General features: G+C 71.5%; 8 protein-coding genes. 3 read left to right on the top strand and 5 right to left on the bottom strand.

All coding sequences use genetic code 11. From position 1 onward, the window contains the following. Positions 1–40: 40 nt before the first annotated feature. From pflA to nirB, 5 genes are all read right to left on the bottom strand, one after another. Positions 41–910, bottom strand: coding sequence for a pyruvate formate-lyase-activating protein (gene pflA / locus ACGFXC_RS23110; RefSeq protein ID WP_393715607.1), 870 nt, complete (start codon positions 908–910; stop codon positions 41–43). Positions 911–1,108: 198 nt separating this feature from the next. After that, on the bottom strand, positions 1,109–3,379 hold the full coding sequence (gene pflB, locus ACGFXC_RS23105; RefSeq protein ID WP_393715605.1) for a formate C-acetyltransferase: 2,271 nt from the start codon (positions 3,377–3,379) through the stop codon (positions 1,109–1,111). Between the two features lie 216 nt (positions 3,380–3,595). Continuing rightward, positions 3,596–4,906, bottom strand: coding sequence for an anaerobic C4-dicarboxylate transporter family protein (locus tag ACGFXC_RS23100; RefSeq protein ID WP_393715879.1), 1,311 nt, complete (start codon positions 4,904–4,906; stop codon positions 3,596–3,598). A gap of 267 nt (positions 4,907–5,173) precedes the next feature. Next, positions 5,174–6,580 (bottom strand): MFS transporter, encoded by a 1,407-nt coding sequence (locus ACGFXC_RS23095; protein ID WP_393715603.1) that lies wholly within the window; start codon positions 6,578–6,580, stop codon positions 5,174–5,176. Between the two features lie 132 nt (positions 6,581–6,712). After that, complete coding sequence (gene nirB, locus ACGFXC_RS23090; protein WP_393715601.1) at positions 6,713–9,637, bottom strand: nitrite reductase large subunit NirB; 2,925 nt, start codon at positions 9,635–9,637, stop codon at positions 6,713–6,715. A gap of 237 nt (positions 9,638–9,874) precedes the next feature. Between nirB and ACGFXC_RS23085 the strand changes: the two genes are divergently transcribed. The 3 genes from ACGFXC_RS23085 to ACGFXC_RS23075 all read left to right on the top strand — a co-directional run bounded on the left by ACGFXC_RS23085 (position 9,875) and on the right by ACGFXC_RS23075 (position 13,143). Further along, the gene (locus ACGFXC_RS23085) at positions 9,875–10,597 is read left to right on the top strand and encodes a sirohydrochlorin chelatase (RefSeq protein WP_393715599.1); all 723 of its coding nucleotides are present in this window, start codon (positions 9,875–9,877) and stop codon (positions 10,595–10,597) included. Positions 10,598–10,625: 28 nt separating this feature from the next. Beyond that, positions 10,626–11,792: a low temperature requirement protein A gene (locus ACGFXC_RS23080; RefSeq protein ID WP_393715597.1), complete on the top strand. Its 1,167-nt coding sequence runs from the start codon at positions 10,626–10,628 to the stop codon at positions 11,790–11,792. A 91-nt stretch (positions 11,793–11,883) separates the two neighbouring features. After that, positions 11,884–13,143, top strand: coding sequence for a cytochrome P450 (locus ACGFXC_RS23075; protein ID WP_393715595.1), 1,260 nt, complete (start codon positions 11,884–11,886; stop codon positions 13,141–13,143). Positions 13,144–13,233: the final 90 nt, after the last annotated feature.

The raw sequence follows: 13,233 nt of genomic DNA, 5'->3' as shown, positions 1-13,233 counted from the left end.
TCAGCCCGTTCTGGGGAGTCTCCGGTTACGCCGAACGGGATCAGACGGCGTTCAGCCCGTGCCCGGCGAAGAGCGCCTTGGCCTCCGCGACCTGCCCGGCGGTGGGCGACGGGGTGTCGTGCAGCGTGAAGGGCATGTCCAGGGCCTGCCACTTGCTCTCACCCAGCTTGTGGAAGGGCAGTACGTCGACCCGCGAGACGTTGCCGAGGGTGGCGGCGAAGGACGCGACGCCCTCGATGTTCTCGCGCGCGTCGGTGAGACCGGGCACCAGCACGAACCGCAGGTGCACCTCCTTGCCCAGGCCGGCGAGGCGGCGGGCGAAGTCCAGCGTGGGCTCCAGCGGCCGGCCGGTGACCTTCTTGTACGTCTCCCGGTCCCAGGACTTGATGTCGAGCAGCACCAGGTCGACATCGCGCAACAGGGCGTCGGTGGCCCGGGCTCCGAGGAAACCGGAGGTGTCGAGGGCGGTGTGCAGGCCGAGGTCGTTCTTCATCCGGTGCAGCAGTTCGCCGGCGAAGACGGGCTGGAGCAGGGGCTCGCCGCCGGAGATGGTGGCGCCGCCGCCGGACGCGGAGATGAACCGCGTGTACTTGCCCGCCTCGGCGATGACGTCGTCGGCGGAGGTGCGCTTGCCGTTGCGCATCCGCATGGTGTCGGGGTTGTGGCAGTACAGGCAGGTCAGCGGGCAGCCGGCGAGGAAGGTGACGAAGCGGGTGCCGGGGCCGTCCACGCCGGTGGAGAGGTCCCAGGAGTGCACCGAGCCCTCGCTCGGCCGCTGGGTCGCGGCGGCGGCCGGGGTCTGGCAGGCGCTGGCGGTGGCGTCGGTGCGGCGGGCGGCACCCTCACCGGGGCCGGTGAGGGTGGCGTTGGCCTGGCCGACGGGGATGCTCGTACCGAAGAGGACGGTCATGGCAGGTGCTCCAGAGGTGATCTGGTGTCCGTGGGGCGTGTGCGGTGCACGGCGTGCGGTGCACGGCGTGCGGTGCACGGCGGGCGGTGCGCGGTGCGCGGTGTGCGCGGTCCCGGGGCCGGGGTGAGGGCCCGGCCCCGGGCCGCGCGGCTTCGTGGGCCGTACGGGCACGGGGCCCGTGGGCCCCCGGGGGCTCGGTCAGAGCGAGCCGTGGAACGTGCGGTTCAGCACGTCGAGCTGCTGCGCCCGGGTGAGGCGTACGAAGTTCACCGCGTATCCGCTGACGCGGATGGTGAGCTGCGGGTAGTTCTCCGGGTGCTCCATGGCGTCCATGAGCGTGTCGCGATTGAGGACGTTCACGTTCATGTGGAAGCCGTCGCTGGCCATGTAGCCGTCCAGGACGCCCGCGAGGTTCTTGATGCGCTCCTCGGGGGTGCGGCCCAGGCCGTCGGGGGTGACGGTGTTGGTCAGCGAGATGCCGTCCTCGGCGTCCTCGTAGGGCAGCTTCGCGACCGACAGCGCCGAGGTGACGTAGCCGTGGGTGTCGCGTCCGTTCATCGGGTTGGCGCCGGGGGAGAACGGCTCGCCGGCGCGGCGTCCGTCCGGCGTGTTGCCGGTCTTCTTGCCGTAGACGACGTTCGAGGTGATGGTCAGGACGGACTGGGTGTGCTCGGCGCCGCGGTAGGTCTCGTGCTTGCGGACCTTCTTCATGAACTCCTCGACGAGCCAGACGGCGATGTCGTCGACGCGGTCGTCGTTGTTGCCGAAGGCCGGGTAGGCGCCGTCGACGGTGTAGTCGGTGGCGAGGCCCGTCTCGTCGCGCAGGGCGGTGACCTTGGCGTGCTTGATGGCGGAGAGGGAGTCGGCGGCGACGGACAGGCCGGCGATGCCGCAGGCCATCGTGCGGCGCACGTCGCGGTCGTGCAGTGCCATCTCGATGCGCTCGTAGGCGTACCTGTCGTGCATGTAGTGGATGACGTTGAGGGCGTGGACGTAGGTCGCGGCGAGCCATTCCATCTGCTCGTCGAACTTGGCCATGACCTCGTCGTAGTCGAGGACCTCGGAGGTGAGCGCCCCGGTCTCGGGCCCGACCTGGTCGCCGGACTTCTCGTCGCGGCCGCCGTTGATCGCGTAGAGGAGGGTCTTGGCGAGGTTCACGCGGGCGCCGAAGAACTGCATCTGCTTGCCGACGGGCATCGCCGACACGCAGCAGGCGATGGCGGTGTCGTCGCCGAAGCGCGGGCGCATCAGCTCGTCGGATTCGTACTGCACCGAGGAGGTGTCGATCGAGACGCGGGCACAGAACTCCTTGAAGCCCTGGGGCAGCTGGGGCGACCAGAAGACCGTCATGTTCGGCTCGGGCGCGGGGCCGAGGTTGTAGAGGGTCTGGAGGTAGCGGAAGGAGGTCCTGGTGACCAGCGGCCGGCCGTCTTCGCCCATGCCGGCGATGGATTCGGTGACCCAGGTGGGGTCGCCGGAGAACAGCTCGTCGTAGTCCGGGGTGCGCAGGAAGCGGACGATGCGCAGCTTGATGATGAAGTCGTCGACCAGTTCCTGGGCCTGCTCCTCGGTGAGGAGGCCGGCTTCGATGTCGCGCTGGAGGTAGACGTCGATGAAGGTGGAGGTGCGGCCGAGGGACATCGCGGCGCCGTTCTGCTCCTTCACGGCGGCGAGGTAGGCGAAGTACAGCCACTGGATGGCCTCGCGGCCGGTGGTGGCCGGGGCGGAGATGTCGTGGCCGTAGGAGGCGGCCATCGTCTTGAGTTCGGCCAGGGCGCGGATCTGCTCCGAGAGTTCCTCGCGCAGGCGGATCGTCTCCTCCAGCGGGCGGTTGCCGGCGGGGAGGGCGTTGAGTTCCTCCTTCTCCTCCTTCTTGAAGGCGATGAGGCGGTCGACGCCGTAGAGGGCGACGCGACGGTAGTCGCCGATGATGCGGCCGCGGCCGTAGGCGTCCGGGAGGCCGGTGACGATGCCGGCCTTGCGGGCGGCGCGGATCTCGGGGGTGTAGGCGTCGAAGACGCCGGCGTTGTGGGTCTTGCGGTACTCGGTGAAGACCTTCTCCAGGTCCTGGGATACGGGGTACCCGTAGGTCTCCAGGGCGCCGGCGACCATGCGCCAGCCGCCGTACGGCATGATCGCGCGCTTGAGCGGGGCGTCGGTCTGGAGGCCGACGATGAGGTCCTTGTCGCGGTCGATCCAGCCGGGGGCGTGGGCGGTGATCGTCGAGGGGATGTCGTGGGCGACGTCGTAGACGCCCTTCTCCCGCTCCTCGGGGAACTTGTCCGTGATCGCCTTCCACACGGCGGTCGTGCGCTCGGTGGGGCCGGCGAGGAAGGAGTCGTCACCCTCGTACGGCGTGTAGTTCTGCTGGATGAAGTCGCGGACGTCGATGGCATCGCGCCACAGACCGCCCTTGAAGCCCTCCCAGGCCTCGCCGTTCTTCGTGGTTTCCGCAGGGGTGGCAGTCATGGCCGGCACCTTCCGAGTCGCCTCATTGCTTGTCTCCATTGCACGCCTTTTGATCGATCATTTGGGGCCGCGTTGGTCCTGAGGTGACGGCCGAAGGTCCCGCCGGTTTGATCGACTTGTCGACTGTCTCCTTGTTGACCTGCGGGTTCGCGGGGGTCGAAGGTCCATCGTGCGCTTGTGAATGTATTCACAAGAATGTCGGCAGAAGCGGACCGGTCAGATGATCTGCACCATCGCGAAGCCTGTGGACACCGCGACGCACGTCGTGACGAGCCCCGGCAGCATGAAGGAGTGGTTGACGACGAGCCGGCCGACCCGGGTGGTGCCGGTCCGGTCGAAGTTGATCGCCGCGATGAAGGTTCCGTAGGTCGGCAGCAGGAAGTAGCCGTTCACCGCGGGCCACATCGCGATCAGGAGCGGGGCCGGTATGCCGAGCGCGAGCCCGAGCGGCATCAGCGCCTTGGTGGTGGTGGCCTGGCTGAACAGCAGAGCGGAGAGGAGCAGCAGCATGATCGCGAAGAACCAGGGGTGGGATCGTGCGATGCCGCCGAGCGCGCTGGTGATCCGGGCCTCGTTGGCGCCGATGAAGGAGAGGCCCAGCCAGGACAGCCCGAAGACGCCGATGACGGCGACCAGGCCCGAGCGGGCCACTTCGGTGCCGGGGATCCGCTTGGCGTCGACGTCGCAGCACAGCAGGATCAGTGCGGCCACGGCCATCATCAGGATCTCGATGGTGGCCGGCATGGACAGCGGCCCCTTGCCCGCCGTGGGGCGCAGGGAGGGGAAGAGACCGCTGACGACCACGGCGACGGTCCCGGCCAGGAAGAGGTACGCGGACCAGCGCGCCCGCGGTCGCGGCGGCGGGCGCGAGCCCGCTTCGGCGGGGGCGGGGGCCTCGATCTCACCGGCGGCCAGCCTGCGCAGGTACTCGGTGTCCTGGTGCAGCTCCTTGCCGACCCTGGACTGCACGGTCGCGGCGACGAGGACGCCCAGCAGGGTGGCCGGCACCGCGACGGCCATGATGCGGGGCAGGTTCCAGCCGTCCCCGTCGAACATCACGATCATGGCCGCCATGGCGGCGGAGACCGGGGAGGCGGTGATGCCGAAGGTGGCGGCGATGGAGGAGACGGCGATGGGCCGCTCGGGGCGTACCCCGCCCTCGCGGGCGACGTCGTGGATGACGGGCAGGAGGGGGTAGAAGACATGCGCCGTACCGGCCCCGAGGGTGAAGGCCCAGGACACCAGGGGCGCCACGAACACGACCCGCCGGGGGTTGCGCCGGATCGCGCGCTCGGCCTGGCCCACCAGGTGGTCGATGCCGCCCGCCGCTTCCATCGCGGCCGCGGCCATGATCACCGCGAGGATGATCAGCATCACGTCCACGATGCCGGAGATGTCGGCGGGCGCCACCCCGAAGACGGTGGCCAGCACGAACACCCCGACCGCTCCCCACAGGCCCATGGCCACGCCTCCCTTGCGGGAGCCGAGCCAGATGGCCGCGACCATGACGGCGAGCTGGAGGAACATGCCGAGCACGGGGGCGCCTTTCGCGGGGAGGGGGACGGGCGTGGCGACGGCGCGCGGCGCCGGCGTACGGCCGCCGCGGGCAGGCGTCCGTACGCCCGCCCGACAGGCCTGCGCCCGCGGCTCGCCCTCGCGGGCGCCTGCCCGGTCCTGCGGGAGCTTGCCGGGGCGGCCCGTGAGGACGGCGGCCCGGCCCGGGGACCGCGGGCCCGCGCCGAGCGTGCCCGGCGGGGTGACCGGGCGTGGGGGCCGGGCGGGCTCGCGGGACGGTTAGCTCGGTGCTTCCGCGCCCTTGCGGGCGTAGAACCACCAGGCCACGACCACACAGCTGGCGTAGAAGCCCACGAAGCCCCACATGGCGCTGGTCACCGCGAAGTTGGCGAACATCGCCGGGATGAAGAAGAAGCCGTACGCGGCGATGGCGGCCGTGAAGCCCGTCACCGCACCCGACTCGATCTCCGCCTGCTTGAGCGCTGCCGCGTACTGCGGCGTGCCTTCGGTCAGGCCCTTCAGGTGCTGGGCCCGGAAGATGACCGGGATCTGCCGGAAGGTGGAGCCGTTGCCGATGCCCGAGAAGAAGAACGCGGCGAGGAAGCAGAAGAAGAAGCCGTAGAAGGAGCCGGCGTCGTTGCCGCCCGGCAGGAAGTTGATGACGCCGATGATCGAGGCGGCCATGCCCACGAAGGACAGGATGGTCACCCGGGCCCCGCCCAGCTTGTCGGCGATCCAGCCGCCCGCCCAGCGGGCCAGTGCGCCCAGCGCAGGTCCCATCCAGGCGTACGTCGCGACCGAGTACGCCGGGAAGGTCGTCTTGATCAGCAGCGGAAGCGCGGCGGCGAAGCCGATGAAGGAGCCGAAGGTTCCGACGTAGAGCCAGGTCATCAGCCAGTTGTGCTTGCGCTTGAAGATGATCTTCTGCTGGCTGAAGGGGGTGGAGGCGACCTTGAGGTCGTTCTGGCCGAACCAGGCCACGGCCGCGAGCACGATCAGGACCGGAACCCACACGAAGGCGGCGTTCTGGAGGTAGATCTCCGTGCCGTTCGCCTTCTTCTGGCCCGCGCCGATCGCCAGCACCGAGGAGGTGATCAGGATGGGGGTCAGCAGCTGGACCACGGAGACGCCGAGGTTGCCCAGGCCGCCGTTGATCCCGGTTGCGTTGCCCTTCTCCTGCTTGGGGTAGAAGAAGCCGATGTTGGCCAGCGAGGAGGAGAAGTTCGCTCCGCCGATGCCGCACAGCGCGGCGATGGCGATCATCGTTCCGTAGGACGTGTCGGTGTTCTGCACCGCGAAGCCCAGCCACAGCAGCGGAACGATCAGCACCACCGTCGAAAGCGCTGTGAAGCGGCGCTGCCCGATCATCGGGCCGAGGAAGGTGTAGAAGATCCGCGCGGTGCCTCCGGTGATGCCCGGAACGGCGGTCAGCCAGAACAGCTGCGACTGCGAAAAGCCGAAGCCGACGTCCTTGAGGTTGGTCGCCGTGATGCTCCAGACCTGCCAGACCACGAAGGCCACCAGAAGTGCCGGCACCGCGATCCACAGATTTCGGGTGGCGACCCTCTTGCCGGTGGAGCGCCAGAAGGACGGATCCTCCGGCGTCCAGTCGGTAATGGTGCGGCCCGGGCGGTACTGCGCCGGATCGGCGAGCACCCCTGGCGCTTGCTGCGTGGCGGAACTCATGGCGTGGTCCTGAACGTTGAGATTTGTCCTGACCTATCCAGACTCCGCCTCCTGGGGGTCCTCGCGGCAGGGGCGAACGTCGTGTGGGCGACAGGACAAGGTCCCATCGCCCACGGTCCGTTGGTCAGCCCGTCAGGGGACGTCGACCAGCGGCAGGGAAACCTCGGGGTCGTCCAGGCAGATGCCGGTGCGCAGGTCGAAGACCTGCTTGTGCATCGGCGAGGTGACGACGGGCACCCCGTCGCGGGTACCCATGATGCCGTTGGCGATCACGTCGGCGCCGGAGAAGGGGTCCCGGTTGCCGACGGCGTAGACGGTGCCCGCACGGTCCTTGAAGAGGGCGGCCTGCGTCCCGTCGGGGAGGACCGCGGTGCGGCCCCGGCCGGGCTCCAGGACGGGGCCCGGTGTGACCGTACCCGTGTCCCCGTCCGGGCCCACACCCGTGCCCGTCCCCGTGCCCGTACCCGTCGCCGGGGCCGAGCCGGCACCCATGCCGATGGCCGTGTCCGTACCCGTACCGGCGGCAGCAGCGGCGAGGGCGGTCCCGCCGAAGTCGACGGTGGGCAGGCCGGTGGCGGAGAGGTCGACCGCGGCGAAGCGCTCCAGCGCCGCGGGGTCCTCCAGTACCGCCTGCCACTCGTCCTGGTAGGCCGCCACGTGACGCTCCATCTGCGCCTCGAGTTCCCCGCAGATGCCGAGGGAGTCCTCGATGAGGACCTCGCGCAGGTGGCCGATGCCTCCCTCCAGGCGTTCGATCCAGGCGGCGGTCCGCTCCAGCCGTTCGCCGGTGCGGATGTAGTACATGAGGAACCGGTCGACGAGCGCGAACAGTTCGGCGGTGGTGAGGTCGGAGGCCAGCAGGTCGGCGTGGCGCGGGGTGGCGCCGCCGTTGCCGCTCACGTAGAGGTTCCAGCCGTTGGCGGTGGCGATCACGCCGATGTCCTTGCCGCGGGCCTCGGCGCACTCGCGCAGGCAGCCCGAGACCCCGCCCTTGAACTTGTGGGGGGTCCGCAGGCCCCGGTAGCGCAGCTCCAGATCGATGGCGAGCTGGATGGAATCGCCCTGGCCGAAGCGGCAGAAACGGGCCCCGACGCAGGACTTCACGGCGCGCAGGGACTTGCCGTAGGCCTGGCCGGACTCGAAGCCGGCTCCGCCCAGGCGGCGCCAGATGTCGGGGAGCTGCTCCCTGCGGACCCCGAAGAGTCCGATCCGCTGCGCGCCGGTGATCTTGGTGTAGAGGCCGTAGTCCCGGGCGATCTCGCCCAGGGCGATGACCTGCTCGGCGGTGATCTCGCCGCCGGCCACGCGCGGGACAACGGAGTAACTGCCGTCCTTCTGGAGGTTGGCGAGGAAGAGGTCGTTGGAGTCCTGGAGCGAGGCCTGTTCTCCGTCCAGGATGTGGCCGAGTCCGAGGTCGGGGGCGAGGGTGCCCAGGACGTTCGCGACGACCGGCTTGCAGACGGCGCAGCCTTCGCCGCCCTCGCCGTAGGCCTCCAGCAGTTCGCTGAAGCTGCGGATCCGCTCGGCGTGGACCTTCCCGTAGATCTCGGCGCGGGTGAGGGTGAAGTGCTCGCACAGCCCGCGCGGCTTCTCGATGCCCGCGGCCGCGAGCTCGGCGTCCAGGACGGCCTGGAGGGTGCCGACGCAGCCTCCGCAGCCGGAGCCCGCCTTGGTGCACTTCTTGATCCCGCCGACGTCGGTGAGGGACTCGGCGGCCACGGCGGCCCGGACGTGGCCCTTGGTGACGTTGTGGCAGGAGCACACCACGGCGTCGTCGGGCAGTGCGTCCGCGCCGGGCGGGGGTGTGCCCTCGGACACGGGCAGGATGAAGGCTTCGGGCGGGGCGGGCAGCTGTCGGCCGGCGTGCGGCTTGAGCGAGCCGTAGGCCTGCGCGTCGCCGACGAGGATCCCGCCGAGCAGGGCGCCGTCCGGGCCGAGCAGGAGCTTCTTGTAGACGCCCTCGCGGGCGTCGGAGAAGACGACGGAGACGGCCCCGTCACGGCCTTCGGGGGCGAAGGGGTCACCGAAGGAGGCCACGTCGGCTCCCATCAGCTTCAGCTTGGTCGAGGTGTCCGCGCCGGTGAAGACCGCCTCGCCCGGGCCCGCCAGTGCGTCGGCCACGGCCTCCGCCATCTGGTAGCCCGGTGCCACCAGGCCGTACACCTTGCCGTCCGCGGTCTGCGCGCACTCGCCGAGCGCGTACACGTACGGGTCGCTCGTGCGGCAGTGCGCGTCCACGACCACGCCGCCCCGGTCGCCGACCGCCAGTCCGCACTCGCGGGCCAGCCGGTCGCGGGGGCGGACCCCGGCCGAGAAGACCACGACGTCGGCGCCGATCTCCTCGCCGCTGGTCAGTCGCAGGGCCTGCGCGCGGCCGTCGGTGCGGACCTGGACGCCGGCCGCGCCGACGCCGGTGTGCACGGCCACGCCCATCGACTCGATGGTGGCGCGCAGCGCGGCGGATCCGCCGTCGTCGACCTGGAGGGGCATCAGGCGGGGTGCGAACTCCACCACGTGCGTGGCGAGCCCGAGGGTGCGCAGGGCGCCCGCCGCCTCCAGTCCGAGCAGGCCGCCGCCGATGACGACGCCGCTGCGGACGCGGTCGGCGCCGGCATAGGCGGTCAGGGCCTCGACGTCGTCGAGGGTGCGGTAGGTGAAGCAGCCCTCGGCGTCGGCGCCGTCGATGGGCGGGACGAAGGGGTAGGAGCCGGTGGCCAGGACGAGGGCGTCGTAGGTGAGGACTGAGCCGGCGGCGCTGGTGACGGTGCGGGCCTCGGTGTCGATGCTCAGGGCCGGATCCCCGAGCCGCAGGTCGATGCCGTGCCGCTCGAAGAAGTCCGGGTCGCCGAGCGCCAGGTCGGTGGCGGTCGCGCCGGTGAACGCGGCGGAGAGGTGGACGCGGTCGTATGCGGGGCGGTGCTCTTCGGCGAGGACGGTCACCTGCCAGCCGGCGCCCGGCCGCGCCGCCGGTCCGGCGAGCGCGTCGCGCTCGGCGAGGGCCTCCAGCAGGCGGTGTCCCACCATGCCGTGGCCGATGACAACCAGCGTCTGCGCCATGGGTCTCACTCCGGGTGCGTGCGATGTTCCGACCCTTTCGACGGTAGGTCCGCGCCGCGGGCCGCGGGGGCCGAAAAGGGCCCCACGGCGGGGGCCCGCGGTCCTGTCCCGCACGGGACCTGTGGCCCGGGGTGCGGGCCCTTGGGCGGGGGCCGGGAGGGCGGGGCCGGGCCTAGCTTGGAGAAGGGGGGAGACCCGGGTCCGTGAGGGCCCCGCCGTCGGAGGAAGCCGGAAGCCATGCTCGTACTCGCCGTCCACGGAAGCGCGGACCCGGCCGCGGCTGCGACCATCGGGCGGCTCACCTCCGCCGTCGAGGCGATGAGCGGCGTCCGCGCCGCCGTCGGCCACCTCGATGTGCAGCGCCCGTCCCTCGCCGAGGTCGTACGGGAGCACCCGCGGGCGGTGGTGGTGCCGCTGCTGCTCGGTGACGGCTATCACCGGCGGGTCGATGTCCCGGCGGTCCTGGCAGGCACGGGCTGCGTGCTGACCGAGGGGCTCGGCGGGGAGCCGGAGGTGGCCCTGGCGTTGCACGGCCGGCTGCGCGAGGCGGAGCGGCGCCGTGGCCCGTACGCGCGGGCCGACGCGGTGGTGGTGGCCGGGGCGGGATCGTCGCGGCCCGGCGGCAACGACGGCACGGCCGACTGTGCCGCGCGGCTGGCGGCGCTGCTGGCCGGCGAGGGCGGGCTCCGGCCGGTCCCGGTGATCGGGGCGTACCTGACCTCGGCGGGGCCGACGGTGCCCGGGGCGGTGGCGGCGCTGCGGGAGGCCGGGTACGGGCGGATCGCGGTGGCGGCGCACCTGCTGGCTCCGGGCCGGTTCGCGCGGGCGCTGGCCGGGGCGGGGGCCTGGACGGTGTCCGAGCCGCTGGCCGACCACCCGAGGATCGCCCGTCTGGTGCTGGCGCGCTACGAGTCCGCCCGGGGTACCCGGGTGCTGCGGGCCGCGCGCCTCGCCTGTTAGGAGGGCGCGCGCTGGTGTGCTGGGCGGTATGACGTACGTACCGATGACCGCCCGCAGCCGCGACGAGGACCACCGGGCGGCGACCCCGCTGGAGCTGTTCTTCGACCTCTGTTTCGTCGTCGCGATCGCGCAGGCGGGCCAGCGCCTGGTGCACGCGCTGGCGGAGGGCCATCCGGGGACCGGGGTGATCGGCTATTTCTTCGTCTTCTTCGGGGTGTGGTGGGCGTGGATGAACTTCACGTGGTTCGCCTCGGCCTACGACTGCGATGACGTGCCGTACCGGATCGCGACGCTCGTGCAGATCGCCGGTGTGCTCGTGTACGCGGCGGGGGTGAGCCGGGCCTTCGACGCGAACGACTGGACGGTGGCCGTCATCGGCTACCTGATCATGCGGGTGGCGCTGACGGCGCAGTGGCTGCGGGCGGCGGCCGGCGAGAGCGGCCAGGCCCGGGCGGCGGCGCTGAAGTACGCGGCGGGGCTGGTGATCTGCCAGGCCGGCTGGGTGGCGCTGCTGTTCGCTCCGGACGGGCTCAAGAAGTGGCTGTTCCTGGTGTTGGTGGCCGCCGAGCTGATGGTGCCGGTGCTGGCGGAGCGGGGCCACCAGACGCCGTGGCACGCGCACCACATCGCCGAGCGGTACGGGCTGTTCACCATCATCGTGCTCGGCGAGACCATCGCGGCGAGCACGGTGGCGGTGAAGTCGGCGCTGGACGAGCACGAAGCACTGGGCGAGCTGCTGCCCATCGCCGCGGGCGGTCTGCTGATCGTTTTCGCCGCCTGGTGGATCTATTTCGCGGTGCCGATGCACGAACGGCTGACCTCCAACCGGCAGGCCATTCCGTGGGGTTACGGCCACCTCCTGATCTTCGCCTCGGGGGCGGCGATCGGTGCGGGCATCGAGGTCGCGGTGGAGCACGCGGTCGGCAAGGCCCACATTTCGCAGCTGGCCGCGAACGCCGCCGTCACCGTGCCGACCGCCCTGTTCCTGCTGATGGTGTGGCTGCTGCACTCGCGCCACTTCAAGCGGGGCCCCGCCCAGCAGCTGGTGCTGCCGCTGTCCGCCCTCGCGATCCTCGCCTGCACCTGGACGGGCGCCTACGCGGTGCTCTACGCGGGCCTCGTGGCGACGGCCACCGTGGTCGTGGGCATGACCCTCTCGGTCCGGGCCCAGGGCCGGGCCGCCGTCGGCGCCTGAGCCCGGCCCGCGGCCGTCACCCGCGTGCCCCCGTCGCCGTTCTGCAGCACGGCGCACGACGCGCGACGGCGACAAGGAAGAGACGGCCCCCATGACACTCCCCCCGCAAAGGCACGGCAGCAGCAGCACGGACGGTCCCGGAGCGGAGCTGGCCGAGCCGGGCTTCTGGCAGCTCCCGCCGGAGCGCCGGCTCGCCGCGTTCGCCCGCCTGCGCGCCCTGCCCTCGCCGGTGTTCGTCCCCGAGGGGCCGGGCCACTGGGCCCTGGTGCGGCACGCGGACGTGCAGGAGGCCAGCCGGCTGCCCAAGGTGTTCGCGAGCGCGCCGGGCGTCACGACGCCGGAGCCGGCCCGGTGGGTGCGGGCGCTGTTCGGTGACTCGATGGTGAACCTGGACGGCCCGGACCACGCGCAGCTGCGCAAGATCGTGCAGCGGGCGTTCACTCCGCGCCTGCTGGCGGCCGCGGAGGAGGACATCCACGCGGTCGCGGCCCGGATCGTGGACGACGTACTGGAGGAACGGCCGCAGGAGTTCGTCTCGGCGGTGGCCTCCCGGCTGCCCCTGGAGGTCATCTGCAACATGATGGGGATCCCGGAGCGCTACCGGGCGGAGATCGCCGACCGGGTCAACCACGCCTCCGAGAACATCGGGGTCGAGCGCGGCCTGGCGTCCCGGCTGCGGATGCCCGGGCGCGGGCTGCGGGCGCTGGCCCGGATGCAGCGCATGGTCGCGGGCATCGGCCGGGAGCGGCGCAAGAACCCCACCGACGATCTGATCTCGGCGCTGGTCTGCGCGAACGTCGACGGCCAGGCGCTCGGGGCCCGGCAACTGGGCGCGTTCTTCAGCCTCTTGATGGTGGCGGGGGTGGAGACCACCCGCAACGCCATCACGCACGGGCTGACGCTGCTGACCGATTTCCCGGACCAGCGCGACCTGTTGCTGTCGGACTTCGAGAAGTACGCGGACGGCGCGGTGGACGAGATGATCCGCCACTCGACGCCGATCATCCAGTTCCGCCGGACGGTGACCTGCGAACACTCCCTGGGCGGACTGGTGCTGCGGCCCGGCGAGAAGGTGGTGCTGTACTACGCGTCGGCCAACCGGGACGAGGACGTCTTCCCCGACCCCGACGCGTTCGACATCACCCGCTCCCCCAACCCCCACCTGGGCTTCGGGGGCGGCGGCCCGCACTTCTGCCTGGGCGCGCACCTGGCCCGGGTGGAGATGAAGGCCCTGTTCCGCGAGTTGCTGACGCGGCCGGTGGGGCTGCGCGCGGTGGGCCGGCCCGATCTGGCGGGTTCCAGTTTCGACAACCGGGTGCGTTCGCTGCGGTTCGCCTTCGAGCGCCCCTGAACCGGATGAAACGGATGAACCGCGTCGAACCCGTACGGGAGACCGGGCGGGTACCGGCCACCGGGCAGGCTGGGAGCCCGGCGGCCGGAG

The sequence above is a fragment of the Streptomyces sp. NPDC048507 genome (assembly GCF_043199995.1).
Lineage (GTDB): Bacteria > Actinomycetota > Actinomycetes > Streptomycetales > Streptomycetaceae > Streptomyces.
This window is presented reverse-complemented; position numbering and strand designations above follow the sequence as displayed.